The sequence below is a fragment of the Neptuniibacter sp. UBA6509 genome, from assembly GCA_002435145.1.
Lineage (GTDB): Bacteria > Pseudomonadota > Gammaproteobacteria > Pseudomonadales > Balneatricaceae > Neptuniibacter.
The window spans coordinates 1-19,742 of sequence record DJLT01000113.1 but is presented as its reverse complement, the minus strand read 5'-3'; the positions used below and the strand labels follow the sequence as shown (position 1 = coordinate 19,742).

21 protein-coding genes are annotated in these 19,742 nt (G+C 42.5%); 10 read left to right on the top strand and 11 right to left on the bottom strand.

Annotated elements, in window-relative coordinates; translation table 11 throughout:
* From B4K11_RS14030 to arsC, 4 genes are all read right to left on the bottom strand, one after another.
* The coding region (locus tag B4K11_RS14030; RefSeq protein WP_292959441.1) for an aminotransferase class V-fold PLP-dependent enzyme at positions 1 to 1,255 on the bottom strand (1,255 nt) is incomplete at its 3' end.
* A gap of 8 nt (positions 1,256 to 1,263) precedes the next feature.
* Positions 1,264 to 1,701, bottom strand: a complete 438-nt coding sequence (locus B4K11_RS14025; RefSeq protein ID WP_292955408.1) for a DUF2069 domain-containing protein — start codon at positions 1,699 to 1,701, stop codon at positions 1,264 to 1,266.
* Between the two features lie 30 nt (positions 1,702 to 1,731).
* Positions 1,732 to 2,322, bottom strand: coding sequence for an NAD(P)H:quinone oxidoreductase (wrbA, locus tag B4K11_RS14020; protein ID WP_292955405.1), 591 nt, complete (start codon positions 2,320 to 2,322; stop codon positions 1,732 to 1,734).
* 2 nt (positions 2,323 to 2,324) lie between these two features.
* Complete coding sequence (gene arsC, locus B4K11_RS14015; RefSeq protein ID WP_292955402.1) at positions 2,325 to 2,675, bottom strand: arsenate reductase (glutaredoxin); 351 nt, start codon at positions 2,673 to 2,675, stop codon at positions 2,325 to 2,327.
* Positions 2,676 to 2,829: 154 nt separating this feature from the next.
* On the opposite strand from arsC, the gene B4K11_RS14010 reads away from it, so the two are divergent.
* The 3 genes from B4K11_RS14010 (at position 2,830) to B4K11_RS14000 (ending at position 5,569) form a co-directional block, all read left to right on the top strand.
* Positions 2,830 to 4,101, top strand: a complete 1,272-nt coding sequence (locus B4K11_RS14010; protein WP_292955399.1) for a YihY family inner membrane protein — start codon at positions 2,830 to 2,832, stop codon at positions 4,099 to 4,101.
* A 76-nt stretch (positions 4,102 to 4,177) separates the two neighbouring features.
* Entirely contained in the window at positions 4,178 to 4,453 is a 276-nt protein-coding gene (locus B4K11_RS14005) for an acylphosphatase (RefSeq protein WP_292955396.1), read from the top strand.
* A gap of 81 nt (positions 4,454 to 4,534) precedes the next feature.
* Positions 4,535 to 5,569, top strand: coding sequence for an HDOD domain-containing protein (locus tag B4K11_RS14000; RefSeq protein ID WP_292955393.1), 1,035 nt, complete (start codon positions 4,535 to 4,537; stop codon positions 5,567 to 5,569).
* A 76-nt stretch (positions 5,570 to 5,645) separates the two neighbouring features.
* On the opposite strand, the gene B4K11_RS13995 is transcribed toward B4K11_RS14000, so the two are convergent.
* The 5 genes from B4K11_RS13995 to B4K11_RS13975 form a co-directional block, all read right to left on the bottom strand.
* Positions 5,646 to 7,370, bottom strand: a complete 1,725-nt coding sequence (locus B4K11_RS13995) for a proline--tRNA ligase (RefSeq protein ID WP_292955390.1) — start codon at positions 7,368 to 7,370, stop codon at positions 5,646 to 5,648.
* 82 nt (positions 7,371 to 7,452) lie between these two features.
* Positions 7,453 to 7,689 (bottom strand): mechanosensitive ion channel family protein, encoded by a 237-nt coding sequence (locus B4K11_RS13990; protein ID WP_292955447.1) that lies wholly within the window; start codon positions 7,687 to 7,689, stop codon positions 7,453 to 7,455.
* Between the two features lie 22 nt (positions 7,690 to 7,711).
* Positions 7,712 to 8,302, bottom strand: coding sequence for a mechanosensitive ion channel family protein (locus B4K11_RS13985; RefSeq protein ID WP_292955387.1), 591 nt, complete (start codon positions 8,300 to 8,302; stop codon positions 7,712 to 7,714).
* A gap of 216 nt (positions 8,303 to 8,518) precedes the next feature.
* Positions 8,519 to 8,998, bottom strand: a complete 480-nt coding sequence (locus tag B4K11_RS13980; protein WP_292955384.1) for a DUF523 domain-containing protein — start codon at positions 8,996 to 8,998, stop codon at positions 8,519 to 8,521.
* A 292-nt stretch (positions 8,999 to 9,290) separates the two neighbouring features.
* Positions 9,291 to 9,722, bottom strand: a complete 432-nt coding sequence (locus B4K11_RS13975; RefSeq protein WP_292955381.1) for a MaoC family dehydratase — start codon at positions 9,720 to 9,722, stop codon at positions 9,291 to 9,293.
* A 242-nt stretch (positions 9,723 to 9,964) separates the two neighbouring features.
* Between B4K11_RS13975 and fabV the strand changes: the two genes are divergently transcribed.
* The 5 genes from fabV to B4K11_RS13950 all read left to right on the top strand — a co-directional run bounded on the left by fabV (position 9,965) and on the right by B4K11_RS13950 (position 14,789).
* Entirely contained in the window at positions 9,965 to 11,158 is a 1,194-nt protein-coding gene (fabV, locus tag B4K11_RS13970; protein WP_292955378.1) for an enoyl-ACP reductase FabV, read from the top strand.
* 133 nt (positions 11,159 to 11,291) lie between these two features.
* Positions 11,292 to 11,555, top strand: a complete 264-nt coding sequence (locus B4K11_RS13965) for a hypothetical protein (protein ID WP_292955375.1) — start codon at positions 11,292 to 11,294, stop codon at positions 11,553 to 11,555.
* A gap of 8 nt (positions 11,556 to 11,563) precedes the next feature.
* Complete coding sequence (locus tag B4K11_RS13960) at positions 11,564 to 12,034, top strand: META domain-containing protein (RefSeq protein WP_292955372.1); 471 nt, start codon at positions 11,564 to 11,566, stop codon at positions 12,032 to 12,034.
* A 93-nt stretch (positions 12,035 to 12,127) separates the two neighbouring features.
* Positions 12,128 to 14,449 carry a YgiQ family radical SAM protein gene (locus B4K11_RS13955; protein WP_292955369.1) on the top strand — a complete coding sequence of 774 codons (2,322 nt, stop codon included), beginning with the start codon at positions 12,128 to 12,130 and terminating at the stop codon, positions 14,447 to 14,449.
* A gap of 154 nt (positions 14,450 to 14,603) precedes the next feature.
* A complete protein-coding gene (locus B4K11_RS13950) occupies positions 14,604 to 14,789 on the top strand; it encodes a hypothetical protein (protein WP_292955366.1) in 186 nt (61 codons plus the stop codon).
* A gap of 105 nt (positions 14,790 to 14,894) precedes the next feature.
* Here B4K11_RS13950 and B4K11_RS13945 read toward each other — a convergent pair whose 3' ends face one another.
* Together B4K11_RS13945 and B4K11_RS13940 are read right to left on the bottom strand one after the other, a co-directional pair.
* Positions 14,895 to 15,569 carry a DUF5610 domain-containing protein gene (locus tag B4K11_RS13945; protein WP_292955363.1) on the bottom strand — a complete coding sequence of 225 codons (675 nt, stop codon included), beginning with the start codon at positions 15,567 to 15,569 and terminating at the stop codon, positions 14,895 to 14,897.
* A gap of 268 nt (positions 15,570 to 15,837) precedes the next feature.
* Positions 15,838 to 17,166, bottom strand: a complete 1,329-nt coding sequence (locus tag B4K11_RS13940; RefSeq protein ID WP_292955360.1) for a sensor domain-containing protein — start codon at positions 17,164 to 17,166, stop codon at positions 15,838 to 15,840.
* Positions 17,167 to 17,309: 143 nt separating this feature from the next.
* Here B4K11_RS13940 and B4K11_RS13935 point away from each other — a divergent pair, with 143 nt between their 5' ends.
* Both B4K11_RS13935 and cysS read left to right on the top strand, forming a co-directional pair.
* Positions 17,310 to 18,194, top strand: a complete 885-nt coding sequence (locus B4K11_RS13935) for a hypothetical protein (protein WP_292955357.1) — start codon at positions 17,310 to 17,312, stop codon at positions 18,192 to 18,194.
* Positions 18,195 to 18,292: 98 nt separating this feature from the next.
* Complete coding sequence (cysS, locus tag B4K11_RS13930) at positions 18,293 to 19,678, top strand: cysteine--tRNA ligase (RefSeq protein ID WP_292955354.1); 1,386 nt, start codon at positions 18,293 to 18,295, stop codon at positions 19,676 to 19,678.
* The last annotated feature ends 64 nt before the right edge of the window (positions 19,679 to 19,742 follow it).

Genomic DNA, 19,742 nt, shown 5'->3' with positions numbered 1-19,742 from the left:
TTTGAAATGAGGCGCTTTGAAATATGTTGATATCTTCGGTACTTCGTAACTGATCTAACGCCTCAACGAAGCGTGTTACCTCTTGGACTGTATTATAAAAAGCGAAAGATGCGCGGGTAGTGCCTGGAAGATTAAGTGTTTCCATGAGGGGCATAGCACAGTGATGTCCCGTTCTTACGGCAATACCTTGTTGATCTAATAGCAAACCGATATCTTGTTGGTGCACACCATCTAAAGTAAAAGAGAGAAGGCTAACCGTTTCTGAAGGCGCGCCAATGCGTTGCCAGCCTTTAATAGTTGAACAACCTTCAATAGCCAACTCCAATAGGGTTGTTTCTTGATGTTCTAATTGAATACGGTCTTGTTGTGATAACCAGGTTAAGGCAGTTGCTAGGCCAATAGCGCCACTGATATTAGGCGTGCCTGCTTCAAATTTAAATGGGATATCGTTAAACGTAGTGTTATTAAAGCTAACCGTTGAGATCATCTCTCCACCGGCTTGCCAAGGAATCATCTCTTCAAGGAGTGCTTCTTTGGCATAAAGAACACCAATCCCTGTCGGTGCATAGACTTTATGTCCCGAGAATACATAAAAATCCGCATCAAGCGATTTAAGGTCCACCTCAAAGTGAGGCAGTGCTTGTGCGCCATCGACAAGCACTAATGCGCCAACTGAGTGGCTAGCTTCGATGATCTTTTTAACAGGGTTGATTGTGCCTAAAGCATTAGACGCGTGGGAGATGGCAACCAGTTTCGTTTTGTCGCATAGAAGGTTTCGAAAAGTAGTAAGATCAAGGTCGCCATTATTTAAAAGAGGGATTACTTTGATGATAGCCCCTGTGCGTTTGGCTAAGAGTTGCCAGGGTACAATATTGGCATGATGTTCTAGGGTGCTGAGAATGATCTCATCACCCGACTTTAGCTTATGTCCCCAGCTGTGAGCCACTAAGTTGATGGACTCTGTAGCGCCACGTGTCCAGATGATCTCTCTGGTGGATGCTGCATTTAGATAGCGAGCAACCGTATGACGCGCACTCTCAAATGCTTGAGTCGCTTCTGAGCTAAGTGTATGGCTGGCTCTATGTACATTGGCATTCATGCCACTGTAATACTGCTGTAGAGCGTTAATAACGGCCAAGGGCTTTTGCGTAGTTGCGGCATTGTCTAGATAAGTAAGCGGATGACCGTTAATCTGCTTACTCAGTATGGGAAATTGTTGACGCAGCTGCGCAATATAGTTCTCAGAATGGTTCATTTAGCTATTTAGCCTTCCGAACTTTCACTGCTTTTCTTATCTTCAGATGCCCAATGAGCCAGCTGTTTGTTGTAACGGCTCTGCCAGCGTGCGTACATCATTGCGCTTGCAAACAATGTGCTGACTAAGAGTGCGTAAACCAAGCCATAGATGAACGTGTTAGGGTTTGAGGCATTTAGGACTGACTGAATGAAAGGAAGCAGTAAGACAAAGCATAACCATGCGTGCCCTCTAGGGTTGCCAGTGATGATAACTTTGATGAAGGCAAGCAGTGGCAGCATATGAAGTAACCAGATAACCCATGGTTTGCCTGTCGGAATAGGGATCAGGAAAAGGTGCCATAAGGTGAACCAACCTAGCAATGCAACATAGCTCGATACTGAGATGATTCTTCCTAGTCGAGCTTTAAGTGCATAGTTGTGGTCGTCTGGTATATATTCTTTCAATGGAGTGTTCTCGTAATTTAAATGAATTATTTAGCTAATGAGTTTTGCTGCTATTTCGCCGAGGCGTTTTCCCTGTGCGACACATAGTGCGATCTCATTTTCATCAACAGCTCGATTATCTTGGCCAGCAACATGAGTAGGGCCGTATGGCGTCCCACCAGTCGTTGTCTTCAATAGGGCGCTTTCGCTATAGGGTAATCCTGAGATCAACATCCCATGATGCAGTAGAGGTAGCATCATCGAAATCAGAGTTGTTTCTTGGCCACCATGTAAACTTGAACTTGAGCTAAACACAGCAGCGGGTTTATTGATGAGTGCACCAGAAAGCCATAAAGCGCTCGTACCATCGATAAAGTATTTTAACGGAGCTGCCATGTTGCCAAAACGAGTAGGGCTGCCTAATGCAAGACCCGAACAGTTGGAAAGGTCTTGTTCAGTGCAGTAAAGCGCCCCTTCATCAGGAATCTCTGGCTCAGTGGCCTCGCAGTTAGTTGAGATGCCAGGGACTGTTCGTAAACGCGCTTCTACACCGGCTTGCTCAATACCGCGAGCAATAAACTGCGCCATAGTGCGAGTAGCACCATGGCGACTGTAATAGAGCACTAAAACATAAGGTTGCACGACTACAGTATTTCCAAAACGGATTCAGGTGGGCGACCGATGCGTGCTTTATCGGCTTTGATTACAATTGGGCGTTCAATGAGTTTAGGCACAGCAGTCATTACCTTGATGATCTGATCATCTGAAAGAGAAAGATCATCTAGACCGTTTTCTTTAAACTCAGCTTCTTTTTTTCTTAAAAGCTCGCGTGCTGATAAACCTAATTGTGACAGAACAAGTTTAAGTTCTTCAGCAGACGGTGCATCATCAAGGTATTTACGAACATCAGGTTGAATGCCTTGTTCTTCTAGTAGTGCTAATGTTTGGCGAGACTTGGAGCAGCGTGGATTGTGATAGATAATTACTTCACTCATTGTGCTATACCGTACTAATAGATTATTAAATAGAGATGATTAGATAAACTTGTTAGGTTACTGTGCCGCATTGTATACGGCTAGCGAATAGATTTCATGGCAGGATCGCTTTTTTTCGATGGGTTTCGATTTTGCCTGAGCGTTGAGGAAGATTATGAATATTGTTTTACAGCATCCCTATCTCCTTTTTTTAAGGTATCTGTTTAAGCAGTTTTTAAACAATCAGGGAATTTTAAATGCAGCTGCTTTAACTTACACCACACTGTTTGCTGTGGTTCCGCTCATGACAGTATCTTATGCCATGCTTGCAGCTGTTCCTTCATTTCAAGGTGTCGGACAGGAGCTGCAAGGTTGGGTGTTTGATAATTTCGTCCCTGCAACCGGTGCGGTTGTTCAAGATTATTTAAATGACTTTTCATCTCAAGCGCGAAAGCTAACTGCGGTGGGTATCGTTCTTTTGGCTGTTACATCAATAATGATGATGAAAAATATTGAAGGAGCCTTCAATCGGATTTGGCGTGTATCTGAGCCGCGTAAAGGTCTATCAAGCTTTTTATTATATTGGGCTATTTTAAGCTTGGGGCCGATTTTGATTGGTGTTGGCCTTGTTCTAACCTCCTATATAGCTTCTTTGCCCTTTATTAGCTCTGCAACCGATGTTGTGGGTAAGGGGCGTTTGTTAAGTATTTTACCGATGCTGATGTCCGCCGCTGCATTTACGTTGATTTATGTGGCTGTTCCAAATTGCCGAGTTTCATTTAGGAGTGCTTTGATTGGTGGCGTTGTTGTGGCGCTTTTATTTGAAAGTGCAAAACGGGGGTTTACTGCTTTTGTAACGCAGTTCCCTTCGTATGAACTTATTTATGGAGCGTTTGCAGCTGTACCTTTATTCCTACTATGGGTATTTATTAGTTGGGTAATTATTCTTATGGGGGCGGAATTGACACGTAGTATTACTGTGTACCGTTCAACTAATAATAATGGCCAAACACCTCACCTTTATACCGTTGTCGCTGTGCTGTATAGATTGTGGAAAGCACAGATAGAAGGAAAGGCATTAACAGATCAGTGCTTACTTCAAGAGGTCGAAACGCTTGATCAGGGTCGTTGGGATACATATCTAACGTTGCTAATTGATGGTGGTTTGGTCAAACGTAGTGATCAAGGCGAATACCTTTTAAGCTGCAATATGTCGACGCTCTCTCTGTTTGATGTGAATCGATTACTACCTTGGCCGACTCCAAGTCCTAATGAAGTGGAATCAATTGTCAGTTGGGAAAGAGGGCTTGGTGAGCGCTTGGCAACTATTAATGAGCTTGAGAAGAGCAAGCTTTCTATCAATATGGAAGAGCTTTTTTCTGGAAGTTCGGTCAGAGCATGTGAATCTGGAGAAGATTTGTTTGCTATAGATCATAAGGCTGATTAATTTTACGGATGCTTTTTAGTATCTATGGAAATTTATGGGCTTGTGTACATAATTAAAAAGACCAATGGGGCGGAGTATGGCGGCAATATGTCTGCATGTATTTGTCAGTGGGCGCGTTCAAGGTGTCTGGTTTAGACAATCAACTAAAGAAAAATCAGATGCGTTGGGGCTTAATGGTTGGGTTAGAAATCTGAGTGATGGGCGTGTTGAATTGAAAGCTTCTGGCGATGAGTTAGCTGTACGTCAGTTAGAAGCGTGGTTAGGGCAGGGGCCTGAATTAGCAACGGTCGCTGAAGTTGATAGTAAAGTAGTAGATCCGGCTGATATACCTATGGGCTTTGAAGTGAGATAGAGCTCATCAACAAACATTAGCTTACGCATGGCGTATCGAAGAGTAGTCGTTAAGTGTTGGTTAAATCATGAGGTTTAACAGATGTTTTCGAAACTGAAAGCTTTTTTTTTCAGGAAGAGTCAATCCAGCGGTTTCTCCGAGAAGGTCAGCAGCAAAGTGACTGGGCTTCATTCAGAAAGTAGTCGCCCTCAGGAATATGGTCACCAATCCTTAGAGAATGCGCGTGAACTGAGTTTGGCATTTATTAGTAACTTGCTAGGGGTTAGAGCGGTTGAGACTGAAGAGTCAAAAGCGCAAGAGGAAAGGTATAGAGTTGCATTGGACGCCGAGCTTGTAGGCTTAACAGAAAAATCCATACCAAAGTTGTCCAAAAATTCACTGTCACTGATGAGTGATCTGCTTAACCCTGAAACCCCTCACAGTAAGATTGTTTCCGCTATTCATAATGATCCTGCACTTGCAGGAAAAATTCTTTTAGTTGTTAACTCACCCGTGTTTGTCGCTTCAGATATTGAGATTGAAAATCTAGAGCACGCATTGAGTATACTGGGTCATAATCGCCTTAAAGATGTTGTTCAATCTTCATTGGTGGCGGATCAATTTGAGCTTGATTCTTATCATTTTAAGATGTTTGGCAAGGCTTTGTGGGATCACTCTCTCGAGGTGGCGTCTAATGCGAAAAAGGTGGCTGAAAAAGCAGATGGAGATGCGGATTTAGCGTACTTTGTTGGCTTGGTTCATGATGTAGGAAAGCTAATTATCTTCAAAAAGCTGGTTGAGTTGAATGAGGCTGGTGAGGGGGATCCACATCCTCAGGTTTTTAGTCATCTGCTAAATGATTATTCGCATGCGTTGACGCGAAAAGCGTGTGAAATGTGGCATTTACCTGATCACTGGTATCAACCTATATTAGAGTTTCAAATGGCAGAGCCGGGTGATTTGAAGTCACCAACATCTGTCGCTCTTTTCTTAGGTAATAGTTTTGCAGAGCTGCATACTTTATTTAAAGCGGGTGAGATTACAGAATTTGAATTGGTTTGGCGTTTAACTCAAATAGGCTCGAGCGTTGAGGAATTCGAAGGGCTGTACCCTGATATGATTAAAGAGGCCGTCTAAGTTCTTTGTTAGATGGCGAATACAAAAAAAACGGGCATAGGCCCGTTTTTTTATACTTAATACTTCGGCTAGGTGATTACAAATTAATGCGCTCAGCGAGTAGGGACATTAAGTCATCTACTTTAACATCTTGCTTCTCTGCATCGCGACGCCCTTTGTATTCAAGCGTTCCAGCTTCAAGGCCACGTGGAGAGATTACAACACGGTGAGGAATACCCATTAGATCCATATCTGCAAACTTAACACCAGGGCTTGTCTTCTTATCACGGTCATCCATGATAACGTCATAGCCTGCTTGTTGAAGCTCCGTGTACATCTGGTCAGTTAGATTGCGAACATCTTCAGATTTATCATACTGAAGCGGAATAAGCGCAATATGGAATGGAGCAATAGCTTCAGGCCAGATAATACCGCTCTCATCGTTGTTTTGCTCGATAGCCGATGCAACAACACGTGTTACACCAATACCGTAACAACCCATATCCATAACGACAGCTTTACCGTTTTGGTCGAGTACTTTAGCGTCTAGCGCTTCAGAATACTTCTGGCCAAGCTGGAAGATATGTCCAACCTCAATGCCGCGTTTGATCTCGATGTTACCTTCACCGCATGGGCTTGGGTCACCTTCAACGACGTTACGTAGATCGGCAATTTCAGGTAACTCAACGTCACGGTTCCAGTTAATACCGAATAAGTGTTTGCCGTCAGTATTTGCACCAGCGCTAAAGTCAGAAGTTTTTGCAACCGTACGATCTACAAAAACAGGAATGTCTAGACCGACTGGACCTAATGAACCAGGTCCCGCACCAATGAGTTCGCGAATTTGAGCTTCGTCTGCAAATTGGAAAGGCTCAGCGACAGCTGCAAGTTTCTCAGCTTTAATCTCGTTTAGCTCATGGTCGCCACGTACAAGTAGGGCAACAAAATCAGCTTCACACTCTTCCGATGCAACTGCGATAAGTGTTTTGACTGTTTTCTCAATTGGTTGATCAAATTGAGTAACAAGCTCATCAATTGTTTTAGTATTCGGTGTATCAACAGTCGTCATTTCAACCGTTGGTGCGGCTAGTTCACCTTCAGGTGAAACCGCTTCAGCAAGCTCAACGTTGGCTGCGAAATCACTTACGTTAGAGAAAGCGATATCGTCCTCTCCTGATTCAGCTAACACATGGAACTCGTGAGATAGGGCACCACCAATGGAGCCTGTATCTGCTAAAACTGGACGGAAATTTAAACCTAAACGATTGAAAATATTGCAGTAGGTTTGGTGCATTACATCATAGGTTTCTTGTAACGATTCTGTACCTACGTGGAATGAATATGCATCTTTCATGATGAATTCACGTGAACGCATAATGCCGAAGCGCGGACGAATCTCATCACGGAATTTAGTTTGTATCTGGTAGAAATTAGCAGGAAGCTGTTTATAGCTTTTAATTTCTCGGCGTATCAGATCAGTAATAACCTCTTCATGAGTAGGGCCGACACAGAATTCGCGATTGTGGCGGTCTTTTACGCGTAGCAGTTCGGGGCCGTATTGTTCCCAGCGACCTGATTCTTCCCATAGTTCAGCCGGCTGAATAGCGGGCATCAAAACTTCCATCGCGGCAGCTTTATCCATCTCTTCGCGCACAATACGTTCAACCTTGCGCAATGTGCGCAAACCTAAGGGTAGCCAGTTATATAAACCGGATGCCACTTTACGAACCATGCCTGCACGTAGCATCAGCTGGTGGCTAACGACTTCTGCGTCAGATGGAGTTTCCTTAACCGTGGAAATGAGATACTGGCTTGTACGCATATTATTACTCAATTAAAAAAGTTATTAATAAAACCGGCAACATTGTAGGTGTCTGCCGGTTAACTGCCAAGTAAAATCGAAATTATGATTTGGCTTGAGTGAGAGTGACTTCCCTTTGGGGATATGGGATATCAATTTTGCCTTCTTGTAATTGGTTGAATACCGCTAAATTAACTTGGTATTGAAGTTCAAAGAAACGCTCAGTGGGTACCCAGTATCTATAGGCAATGTTGATGGATGAGTCGGCAAACTCTTCTATACCTATTTGAGGTGCGGGAGAGTCTGGAATCGTCTCAAATTTAGAGAGTGTATTTCTAATTAACTCAATCGCATCTTCTGGCTTATTTTGATAGCTGATGCCTACTGATGCCTACTGATGCCTCAACGACTTTATATTCAAAAGAGTTGATGATGACTTCCCCGACAATGTGCTTGTTCGGTATGGTTATCATCTCGCCATCTTCAGTATCAAGAACTGTATGCGCTAGACGTATCTCTTTAACTACCCCGGATATATTGTTGATATTTATAGTATTTCCGACCGTAAACGGGCGTGTAATTATGATCGTGAAGCCTGCGCCGTAGTTTGAGAAAACCCCCTGCAACGCTAAGCCTAAGCTTAAGGATATTGCACCTATAGCAGCGACAAAAGGGGCGACACTGATGCCGAATTTGCCAAGGCAAATGATCGCAACCATGGCGATTATTAATAGCTTTATACAGCTTGCGATAAAAAGGCTAAGTGTAATGTCGATTGTTTTCTTTTCGCATAGCCTTAAGGCAAGTTTCGAGGCCCAGCGCGCCACGATCAAACCAATCAGGAATATGATGATTGCGCCAATAACCTGAAAGCTATAATTCACAAAGAAGTCGATAACCATATTCGTTAGTCGTGTTATCGTTTCCAGCTCATCTTTTATCTCTTGCTCCATGGTTTTCCTTTTGAATTGGTAGTTTAAACAGCAAGTTGAGTATCACACATCTTTGTTATGCATCCTATGGCATTTAGCATACGACAAGAGTCATAGGGAGTTGAAGATATGATTTAAAATATTGGGGGAGTTAGAAGGGTATTTTAAGATGCTACGTAAGAAGTTTTAACGAGTTGTTAGGCGTCAAAACTTCTGGGTTTTAAGAGTATGTAATCGCTATGCAGAGATTCTTTCGGCATCTTCGATAAAGGCGATCAGCTCTGGAAGCTGTTTCTCACTGAAGACAGGAATGCCATTTCGTAATAGTTCAGCAGCGGCAACGCCCGCACCTTCTATCAGCGTGTTTGTGAAATTACCATCGTAAATACGATTGTTTCCACATGAAGGGCTTTTAGCTTTCATTAAAGCGCAGGATACGCCTTCGCGCTTCGCTATATCAAGGGTTCTCTCTGCACCTTGAAGGAACTCAGGTGTAACATCATCCCCTGATTTAGTTGTAATTAAGATTGGGAATTTGCACTGAGTCTCAGCCGCGGGGCGGGGAATGCTCATTCCGCCAGCAAGTTCAGGGCAGATCGGAACTAATCGTCCTTCTTTCTGCCAGCGCACTAAAGTGGGGTGATTGATTTTATGGTGGCCGCCATCGTAGCGCACATTATCGCCCAACATGCAGGCACTGATTAAAATCTTTTTCATATCCATATATCTTGTTGTTATTTTTTTGCGCACATTCTACTGATAGCTAGCAACATAGCAATCGACCAAAGTATAGGTTGCGAGCTTAAATGTTGATTACGGTCATTTAAAGCTTAGGGAGTAGGGTGCTTCAATATGAAAGCAGGTAGATTTTGATCAATGTGTGGATCTATATAGGGGGAATATTAACAGCCGCCTTTTCTTCGGTGAAGACGTATTGAGGTAGCGGCTGTTTATAGGTTTGTGCTCAGGCTTTGTGCTTAAGTTTGTATTTGGGTTTTAGCGCATTGAGCTATGCTTCGCGCTTATCAACCATAAACGTTGCGCTACCTGTTGCTACAACCTTATCTGCAACCAATACTTCTGTTTTGCATTTAACTCGTTTGCGGCGAGTATCGATCTCTTCAACGGTGATTTGTGCCTTTGCAGTATCACCAATAAATACCGGTGCTTTAAATTTAATTTGTTGGTCGATATAGATAGCGCCAGGTCCAGGTAACTTTGTGCCTGCCACTGTAGAAATTAAAGCTGCACTAAACATACCGTGAACAATGCGTTTTTCAAACATAGTTGTTTTGGCATAGTCATCATTGATATGAATTGGGTTTGTGTCACCAGAAATACCCGCAAAAAGACAAACGTCAGCATCAGTAATTGTTTTGGCGAAGCTATCGCTCATTCCGACTTCTAAGTCTTCTAAGTAGTAACCGTGTAAATCAGCCATCAGGTAGTTCCTTCATTAAAATTCAATAATTAGGGGGATAATAACGAATATTACCGGTTGATTGCTAATGGTAATCGCGCTGTTAACAATTTGTTAGATTTAAATGTAAGAAATGGGGTAGATGTGACCGTAGTCAGTGAGGAAACTGTATTATTATGAGAAATTAGAGCCCTATAAATTTATGGTTAATTCCTGTATCTTACGTGGCAACTTTTTTTAATGGATTTGAGACCAGTTTAAGTATGATTATCAAACCAAAAATTCGCGGTTTTATTTGCACTACTACACATCCTCAGGGCTGTGCAGCCAATGTACGTGAGCAAATTCTTTATACGCAAAGCAAAGGGGCGATTGATAACGGCCCTAAACGTGTTCTAGTTATTGGTGCATCCAGCGGTTACGGCTTGTCGTCAAGAATTGAAGCCGCATTTGGATCTGGTGCTGCAACGATTGGTGTTTTCTTTGAGAAGCCAGGAACAGAGCGTAAGACCGGAACTGCGGGTTGGTATAATTCAGCTGCATTTGATGCTGAAGCTAAAGCAGCTGGTCTGTATTCTAAAAGCTTAAATGGCGATGCTTTTTCTCATGAAGCAAAAGCGAAGACGATTGATCTGATTAAAGAGGATATGGGGCAAGTAGACCTTGTTGTTTATTCTCTGGCATCTCCAGTACGCAAACTGCCAGATTCAGGTGAGGTCGTTCGTTCATGCCTCAAACCTATTGGTGAGCCGTACCAGTCTACAGCTATAGATACCAATAAAGACGTAATTATCAGTGCGGAAGTTGAGCCTGCAACACAGGAAGAGATTGACGCAACTGTTACCGTTATGGGTGGTGAAGATTGGGAGTTATGGATTAACGCATTAAGTGATGCGGGTGTCCTAGCGGATGGTTGTAAGTCTGTTGCTTATTCATACATCGGTTCTGATATTACTTGGCCGATCTACTGGGATGGTGCATTAGGTAAAGCTAAGCAGGATCTTGATCGTGCCGCTCAGGCAATTGACAGCCAGCTAAAAGTGACCGGTGGTCAGGCTAATATAGGCGTGCTTAAATCAGTCGTGACGCAAGCAAGCTCAGCTATTCCTGTTATGCCGTTATATCTTGCTATGTGCTTTAAAGTGATGCGTGAGCAAGGCTTGCATGAAGGCTGTATGGAACAGATTCAGCGTTTATTCGCTACAGGCCTATACGGTGATTCAGCCCAAATTGATGAGAGCAACCGATTCCGTATGGATGATTGGGAGCTTAAGAGCGAAGTGCAAGATGCTTGTCGCGATATTTGGCCTCAAGTAACTACTGAGAATCTATTCGATCTAACGGATTATCAGTTATACAAAGATGAATTTTTGAAGCTATTTGGTTTCGGTATCGATAGTATTGATTATGATGCTGAGTCGAATCCAATTGCCGAGTTTGATGTAGATAACATCTAAACTGCGCGCTAGGGCCAAATAGAGACATATTTTCTATTTGGCCTATTATTAATTTAAGTGCGGCTTAGCTTGCGAGAAAAGCTTAAGGAAAAAGCTTAAGGCTGAAAGTTAAACTTCAAAGGGAATTGAAGATATGAATATTAAAGCGTTAGCTCTCTTTTGTATGACCTCTGTTTTTTTATCAGCTTGTCAGGTTCAGTCTGTATCGCAAGACAATCATGCTGATGAGATAGTTATTTCTGCCCCTCCGTTGTCCCGTTTGCCTGAATCGGCCACTGTCGATGTCTCTCTTGTAGGTTCTGATCAAAAGGTATTTACCCGGAATATTGGGGGGTTGGTCATTTTCCTTATCATTATAAATTACCTTTTTCTCTATCATATAACCCTGAGAAAGTAATTGTTAAGGTGAGCCTTGACGGTGCTGCTGTATTAAGTGGCACTCATGATTTAAAACGCGGGGAAGAAAATCCAATTGAATTGGTTCCAGTTCAACCGTTAACTATTTCATCTAGCTTAAAAGGTACTTATTGGCGTGCGATAGACTTGTCCGGCAGGGGTATTCCTTCGTCTGTTGAAACGACGTTAGTGTTTAAGGGTGATAATCGTATCCTGGGTCATGATGGTTGCAATCGCTATCAAGGTGTTTACCGTTCTGTTTCAGTCTTTCTTGAAATAGATAAGGTAGTGACTACTCGAAAAATTTGCCCTAGTTCCATTAAGTATCATGAAGAGCGTTATCTTATGTTACTTAAAAATGCGGAGCGCTTTACTTTGATTGATGGCGATCTAGCTATATATGTTTCGGATAAGAGCAAACCGCTCTTGTTTTCTAAGGTTAGTGCTCAAGACGCTCTAATATCATGGAATACGCATTAAAGAATTGCCTTTGTGAGTCGTTTTCACTGGGAGTCTGCCTAAGTTTCTGAGAAAATGGTTTTCTTAGAAGCTTAGTGTATTAGTGCCCTTTATATGTCCCAAATCATTGCGCCCGACCTGTTTTCTTTCCCCAAATATTGGGCTGAGTGTTATGCCCCCGCTCCTTTTTTGCCGACCAGCAAGAAAGAGATGGATCAGCTGGGGTGGGATAGCTGTGATGTTATTATAATTTCAGGTGATGCTTACGTTGATCATCCAAGCTTTGGTATGGCTGTCATGGGTCGGTTGCTAGAAGCTCAGGGATTTCGCGTAGGGATTATTAGCCAGCCAGATTGGACCAGTGCTGATGCGTTCAAAGAGCTGGGGCAGCCTAATCTTTATTTCGGCATTACTGCAGGGAATATGGATTCCTTGATCAATCGTTATACTGCGGATAAGCGTATGCGCCATGATGATGCTTATACTGCTGGTGGTATGGGTGGCAAACGTCCAGATCGTGCCGTTATTGTATACAGTCAGCGTTGTAAAGAAGCTTATCGAGAGACCCCGGTTGTGTTGGGTGGTATTGAGGCAAGTTTACGTCGTATAGCTCAGTATGATTATTGGAGCGATAAAGTCCGCCGTTCTGTCTTGATGGATGCTACAGCAGATATCTTGCTATACGGTAATGCAGAGCGCGCGATTGTTGATTTGACCCATAGAATGGCCAATGGGGAATCCATCGAGCAAATTAATGATCTTAAAGGTACAACGGTTCTTTGTTCATCTATCCCGGCTGATTATATTGAGGTTGATTCCACCCGAATTGATTGGCCTGGCTATATTGAAGAGCTACCTAATCCATACGAATATAAAGATCCTGCAAGCTGCGATAAGAAAGATAGTGCGGTGGATGGCGATCAGATGCAGCCATTACGTATTGTTCCTGCACCGTTAAAAGGTAAGGAGCGTTTGCCTGATGAAACCTATATCCGTTTGCCTTCATTTGAAAAGGTTTCAAAGGACCCAGCGCTTTATGCGCATACTTCACGTGTACTGCATCAGGAATCAAATCCTCATAACGCAAAAATTTTAGTTCAAAAACATGGTAATCGAGAGCTGTGGGTTAACCCGCCGCCGATCCCTTTAACGACTGCAGAGATGGATAAGGTATTTGGTTTACCTTATCAAAGAATTCCTCACCCGCGTTATGGACAGGAAAAAATACCTGCTTTCGATATGATTAAATTCTCGATCAATATCATGCGAGGTTGTTTTGGAGGGTGTACGTTCTGTTCTATCACTGAGCATGAGGGGCGTATTATTCAAAGCCGCTCCCATGAATCGGTGATCAATGAAATTGAAGAGATCAGAGATAAAGTGCCAGGCTTTACTGGCGCTATTTCTGATTTAGGTGGGCCTACATCTAATATGTACCATCTTAACTGTAACGACCCTGAGATACAGTCCTCATGTCGTAAGCTATCATGTGTTTATCCTGTCATTTGTAAAAATCTGGATACAGATCATAGCCCGACGACTCAGCTTTATCGCAAAGCTCGAAAAGTGAAAGGGGTGCATACAGTATCTATATCATCGGGCTTGAGGTATGACTTAGCAGTAGAAGATCCTGAATATGTTCGTGAGCTGGTGACCTATCACGTAGGGGGCTATCTAAAAATAGCACCGGAGCATAGTGAAGAGGGCACTTTGTCGATGATGATGAAGCCTGGTATGGGGACATATGATGCGTTTAAAAAGATGTTTGAGCGTTTTTCTCGTGAAGCCGGGAAAAAACAATATCTTATTCCTTACTTTATAGCGGCACATCCTGGCTGTGAAGATTCAGATATGGTGCAACTTGCACAATGGTTGAAGCGAAATGAATTTAAGGTAGACCAAGTTCAAACATTTTATCCGTCACCTATGTCCTTAGCGACAGCGATGTACCATTCGGATAAAAACCCGCTCAAGAAAGTTACTTATAAAAGTGGGAAACTATATACCCCGAAAACTGATGATCAGCGTAAAATTCAGAAAGCGCTTTTGCGTTATCATGATCCAGTACATTGGCCTTTGCTGAGGGAAAAGCTGCCTGAGTTGGGGTATGGATATCTTGTTGGAACCGGAGAGAATAGCTTAGTTCCGCCTGAAGGTGAGAATGAAGGGGTGGCTGGCGATAAGAGAGGCAGAAAAGCGTCAGCTACACGAAAACCGGGTGATCGAAGAACAAATGCGAAAAACTCTAAGTCGCAAGGTGCGCGTGTTGGAAAGAGTGCATCTTCGAAAGGTAGTTCAAAAAGCAATACCCAAAATGGAAGCCGTAATTCAACTCAACGAACTGCGGCTGCAGGAAAACCAGCAGTAAAGCGTCCGGTTAAAAGCAAGGCAAAACCTAAACGGAAACAGCAAAAATCTCTTAAGCCAAGATCTTAGCGCTTTTTATACAGGCTGAATTAATTGCTAAGTTTTCAGTCATAAGAGGATAAGATAGAAAAATGCTGCTGAATTGGTACACTGTATTTGAGAGTGGATCTCTTTTATTAACTCATAATATCTGCGCTGCAGAATCACGATAGGAGGGCGCATTATGACAGCCACCGAAAAAGTACATCCTAAATTTACAGAGGCTATGGAAAAATTATCGGCAATGAGTGAAGAGGAAAGGCTTTCAGAAAAGAATAAAGATCTTTTTGAGCAGGCTATGAACTATGCTCCACTCGATATCCAGCCAAAGCTTGTTGCTATTCGTAAAAAATATGATGAGCTCCACTAGTTTTTAATTGTGATTCCACGCCGCTTTAATAGCGGCGTTTTTGTTTCTATTGATAAATAAAAAAAGTTTTTAGGCGATTGGTCGGTGTGTCTTGGGTGCCAGAGACTACATTCGCAGTTTATCTAGAAGGTCTTCATCCAAAAAGTACTCACTATCGTTTTCCGAATAGAGTGCTTCATTTCCTTCAGGGATAGAATTTTCGCAATACCCAAAGGTATAGCAGTACTGTTCGAGGCCTTCATACAATTTGTCATTAATCTGCTCTATTTGAGAATTGATAGTACTGTCTAAGGAGTAGTTGTTATCTAGTATCTCTTTAGTATCTGAGATCCCATTGTTTATCCCTTCTGAGATGATATTTAAAAACTGATCGAGTGTTGCTGACTCGTTCTTTTCAGGGTGCTGATCGGCAAAAGGTGTAAACAGGTTGCTGATTTGTATCAGCATCAATTCAACAAAAAGGTCGGGATTTTGCGTGTTTTCATCTTCGTAGAGTGAATCTAAAGGTGAGGTCAATTCGGATTCTAATTGAGAATTAAGTTGTTCTAGTATAGCGCTGTATAGCAGTGGATATAGAGCGCTTTGGATAGAATTAGAAAAGCTACTTGAGCTTAAATCTCCAACTCTATAGCTTGCCTCTGTTTCATCGCGATTGGGTGACTGGTTTAAGTTGTTTTTAGTTTCGTGGAAGTGTGGGGTGGTTTTAAATGTGGATGTACTGCTCACAGATTCATTGTCGAGATGATTCATCGAGGTGCTGATACTGTTTTCTACGCTCATAGCTGGCTCCGTGAGGTTTAAAGTTTTCTCCTTGTAAGTTAAGTATTGACCAAATATTGATCGCCTGACTGATTTATATTCACGCACAAAAACTGTTTTATTCAAAAAATTCAGCTTGAAAACTATGGTTTTTTGTACTTTTTTTGAGTGCTTTAGGCTAATGAGGCTGGAGCTATATAAGAGAGGCTGATCTAAAGTGTTGGGATTCGTGTGGGGTTAGTAGAGAGATACCATCAATGTAGCAAGGTGATTACTTGATCAATCGCTATCATTTATAGAGATAATACCCATTACCACCAAGGAATTTAGCGGCGTACATTGCTTTGTCTGCATTACTAATAAGTTTTTCTGCATCTGTACCGTGTTCAGGGTAGATAGATATCCCGGCACTCGCTCCAATTCTGACCTCTATATCGTCAATGACGACCATCTCACGTAAAGACGTAATAATTTTTTGTGCAACAAGTAAGACACTTTCTACCGAGCCACTTTCTTCCAAAAGAACAGAAAATTCATCACCGCCTTGTCTTGATACAGTGTCTGCTTTGCGCACGGCGTTACGGATAGTCTGCGCTGCGTGAACTAAAACCTTGTCACCGAACGGGTGCCCATAGGTATCGTTAAGGGGTTTGAATTCATTTAAATCTAGATAGATGATAGCGCAATGTGTTTCGTTTCGGCTCGACTGCTGAAGCTGTTGGCTGACACGGTCCAAGAATAGTGCTCTATTAGCTAGGCCTGTTAGTGCATCGTGGAAAGCAAGAAATTCTAGTTTCTCTTGCGCTTGCTTCTGCTCAGTATTATCGATGAATTGGCCAATAAAGTGTGTAATTTCACCTTCATCAGAGCGAATGACCGAAATTTTGACCTTTTCATTGTAGAGTTGGCCATCTTTTTTTCTGTTCCAGGTTTCCCCTTCCCAATAGCCGTGATATCTGAGTTGGTGTTTGATACTTTCCATGAACTCAGGTGCAAGCCAGCTAGCATTTATTGTTGAGGCTGGCTGTCCAATGATTTCGTTTTCTGTAAACCCGGTTATACGGATGAAAGCTGGATTAACAAGTGTGATCGTAAAATTGGAATCTGCAATGATTGTCGCTTCATTGCTATGTTTAAGTGTATTAGAGGTTAGCTCTGCTTGAAGTGAGTCATAGGGAGAATTATTTGATGAGCGTTTCATAATACCGACAATGCCGGTGACTTTGCCTAGCTTGTCTTTTATCGGAGATTTGCTGATCCAGTACGTTTCAGAAGCTGTTGAGTGTAGGTAGATGTTATCAAGTTCTACTGTTGATCTCTCATGGAAAACTAAAGCGTCTGAGTCAATTAACTGATCGTGAACAAATTTTGGGAAGAGCTGTCGGTCAGTTCTTCCTTTTATGGAGTTTAGGGGTACACCAATAGCTGAAGCGTAGGCACTGTTTGCGTACAGGTATTCAGCGCGGCGATTTTTAATCCAAGCCGGGTAGGGTAGGGCTTCTAAAACAGTGAGCTGTTGGAAAGGTACTTGTTGGCTTTCAGATAACGAAGTTGTTGAAGTGGCTTTGTTATTGAAAGCGAGTCCTGATTCCATCAATTCCTGAGGGTCCTTCTCCATTCCTTACGACTTCCTGTTGTTTTATATCAGTGGGGGATTCTTATGTGTTAAACATAAAGACCCGATGACTTTAAATGATATTATCATTCGAAATATGTCTGTAGGTAGTATTATTGAGCGTTTTTTGAAAATGGTGTAACTAAATGGATATTAAGTGGGCTATTACATGCTGTGCATTCCTCTTAGCTGGATGTGCAGCTACTGAAGAACAGCAATTATTCGAGAAAAAACAGGGCGATATTGAAGTGATCTCGCAGCTGTCAGATCAGGTTCGTGAGACGTCTGGTTTGGCATATTATGAAGGATTAATGTGGACTATCAATGATGGAGGTGATGAGCCTGCCATTTATGCAATAAATGATGGTTATGAAATTGAGAAGAGAATCCTTTTAGAGGGTGCCAAAAATATTGATTGGGAGTCTTTGGCGCAAGATCATGAGTATTTATATATTGCTGATTGCGGCAATAATCGTGCAACTCGTTCAACTATAACTATTTATAAGGTCAGTTGGCTCTCTCTATATAATCAGTCATCCGTTGTCGTGCCTGAGGTTTTAACGGTCACTTATTCAGATTTTGCAGACACTAAGGTTGGTAAAAATCACAACTTTGATTGTGAGGCGGTTACTATTGTGGATGGGGAATTGTGGTTATTTACTAAAAATAGAGCTGACTTGAAAACTAAGTTGTATCGGCTAAATGCTTCGGAGCCTAGGCAGATGATTAAGCCTTCTGCGCAGTATGATGTTGATGGGCTTATCACCGCTGCTGATTATGACCCTAAAACTAAGCAGCTTGCGCTGTTAGGTTACGGTAAAAACGTAATATTTGGGCAGTCTTTTGTTTGGATCATCCCTGTAAATGGCACACCTGACTGGGAAAGGTCAAAACGATTAAAACTAAATCCCTATGCTCAGTGGGAGGCCATAATGTGGGATCCCTTATCAGGCGGTAGCGAGCTAATTCTGACGAGTGAAAAGAGTCCTTTGTTGGATGTGAGTGTGGGCCGGTTACGGATATCTGAATAATAAATGAGAGCTGGTTAAGATCGCCTCGCGGATAGAGTGTATTTAATCTACAATACTGCTCCTAAAATTAAGCCATCTAAAATAGTAAGTTACGAATCATGCTGCAGATATACAATACGTTAAGTAAAGAAAAAGCACCTTATGTCCCTTTAGAAGAGGGTAAAGTCAAAATGTATGTGTGTGGTATTACTGTCTATGACTTGTGTCATATCGGTCATGCACGTGTAATGGTGGCTTTTGATGTAATTACCCGTTATCTGCGCTCGCAGGGTTGGGATGTTGAATATGTTCGTAATATCACGGATGTTGATGACAAGATTATCAAACGCGCAGCTGAAAATGGTGAAGAGCCAAGTGAGTTAACTCAGCGCATGATCGAGGCGATGCATGAAGATGAAGCTCGCTTATCAGTATTGCGTCCTGACCAAGAGCCAAGAGCAACGGCTCATATCGATGATATTATCGAGCTTGTCGCGACGCTTATTGAAAAAGGTTATGCATACCCTGCAGCTAACGGTGATGTTTATTACCGTGTAGAGAAGTTTGAAGGTTACGGTAAGCTGACAAACAAAAACGTTGATGAGCTACGCTCGGGTGCACGTGTAGAAGTCGAAACATCAAAAGAAAGTCCTCTTGATTTTGTGCTGTGGAAATCCGCAAAAGAGGGTGAGGTTAGTTGGGAATCTCCATGGGGCAATGGGCGTCCAGGCTGGCACATCGAATGTTCAGCGATGTCTAAATGTTGCTTAGGTAATACTTTTGATATTCATGGTGGGGGTCCAGATTTGCCATTCCCGCACCATGAAAATGAAATTGCCCAGTCTGAAGCGGCTAATGGATGTACTTATGTAAATACATGGATGCATGCGGGTCCTGTTCGGGTAAATTCAGAGAAGATGTCTAAGTCTCTAGGCAACTTTTTTACTATTCGCGATGTGCTTGAAAAATACAATGCAGAAGTTGTGCGTTTCTTCTTGGCGCGCGTGCATTATCGTACCTACATTGATTACAGCGAAGATAGTCTTAAAGAAGCGCGTGTTATGTTAGAGCGCTTTTATCAGGCTTTAAGAGGCGTTGAGCTGAGTGAGGGTGTGGCTGATAATGATTTTGATGCCCGCTTCATTGAAGCGATGGATGATGATTTCAATACACCTAAAGCAGTATCTGTTCTTTTTGAGTTAGTGAACGAGTTAAATAAAGCTTCAAGAGAAGGGACAGAAGAGGCGGGTAAGCTTGCTTCACAGTTAAAACGCCTAGGTGCAACTATCGGTTTGTTTGAGCAGGACCCTGATGCCTTTCTTAAGGGAGAGGATAAAGAGGGTGAGCTTAATAGTGAGCAGATAGAAGCGTTGATCGTTCAGCGAGCTGAGGCGAAAAAAGCGAAAGACTTTGCTGAATCTGACCGTATCCGTGATGAGTTGGCCGCTCAAGGGATTATTCTTAAAGATAGTCGTGAAGGCACTAGCTGGTTTAGAGAGGCTTAACTCTGTAGCTCAGTGCTATATCATAAAAGAAGGCAGCCAATAGGCCACTGCTGTCCCATAGTTA

What these genes read in the sequence shown, in the direction of transcription:
- arsC (WP_292955402.1), bottom strand. Translation starts at nt 2,675, where the DNA reads ATGAGTGAAGTAATTATCTATCACAATCCACGCTGCTCCAAGTCTCGC.
- B4K11_RS14010 (WP_292955399.1), top strand. Translation starts at nt 2,830, where the DNA reads ATGAATATTGTTTTACAGCATCCCTATCTCCTTTTTTTAAGGTATCTG.
- B4K11_RS14005 (WP_292955396.1), top strand. Translation starts at nt 4,178, where the DNA reads ATGGCGGCAATATGTCTGCATGTATTTGTCAGTGGGCGCGTTCAAGGT.
- B4K11_RS14000 (WP_292955393.1), top strand. Translation starts at nt 4,535, where the DNA reads ATGTTTTCGAAACTGAAAGCTTTTTTTTTCAGGAAGAGTCAATCCAGC.
- B4K11_RS13995 (WP_292955390.1), bottom strand. Translation starts at nt 7,370, where the DNA reads ATGCGTACAAGCCAGTATCTCATTTCCACGGTTAAGGAAACTCCATCT.
- B4K11_RS13985 (WP_292955387.1), bottom strand. Translation starts at nt 8,302, where the DNA reads ATGGAGCAAGAGATAAAAGATGAGCTGGAAACGATAACACGACTAACG.
- B4K11_RS13980 (WP_292955384.1), bottom strand. Translation starts at nt 8,998, where the DNA reads ATGAAAAAGATTTTAATCAGTGCCTGCATGTTGGGCGATAATGTGCGC.
- B4K11_RS13975 (WP_292955381.1), bottom strand. Translation starts at nt 9,722, where the DNA reads ATGGCTGATTTACACGGTTACTACTTAGAAGACTTAGAAGTCGGAATG.
- fabV (WP_292955378.1), top strand. Translation starts at nt 9,965, where the DNA reads ATGATTATCAAACCAAAAATTCGCGGTTTTATTTGCACTACTACACAT.
- B4K11_RS13965 (WP_292955375.1), top strand. Translation starts at nt 11,292, where the DNA reads ATGAATATTAAAGCGTTAGCTCTCTTTTGTATGACCTCTGTTTTTTTA.
- B4K11_RS13955 (WP_292955369.1), top strand. Translation starts at nt 12,128, where the DNA reads ATGTCCCAAATCATTGCGCCCGACCTGTTTTCTTTCCCCAAATATTGG.
- B4K11_RS13950 (WP_292955366.1), top strand. Translation starts at nt 14,604, where the DNA reads ATGACAGCCACCGAAAAAGTACATCCTAAATTTACAGAGGCTATGGAA.
- B4K11_RS13945 (WP_292955363.1), bottom strand. Translation starts at nt 15,569, where the DNA reads ATGAGCGTAGAAAACAGTATCAGCACCTCGATGAATCATCTCGACAAT.
- B4K11_RS13940 (WP_292955360.1), bottom strand. Translation starts at nt 17,166, where the DNA reads ATGGAGAAGGACCCTCAGGAATTGATGGAATCAGGACTCGCTTTCAAT.
- B4K11_RS13935 (WP_292955357.1), top strand. Translation starts at nt 17,310, where the DNA reads ATGGATATTAAGTGGGCTATTACATGCTGTGCATTCCTCTTAGCTGGA.
- cysS (WP_292955354.1), top strand. Translation starts at nt 18,293, where the DNA reads ATGCTGCAGATATACAATACGTTAAGTAAAGAAAAAGCACCTTATGTC.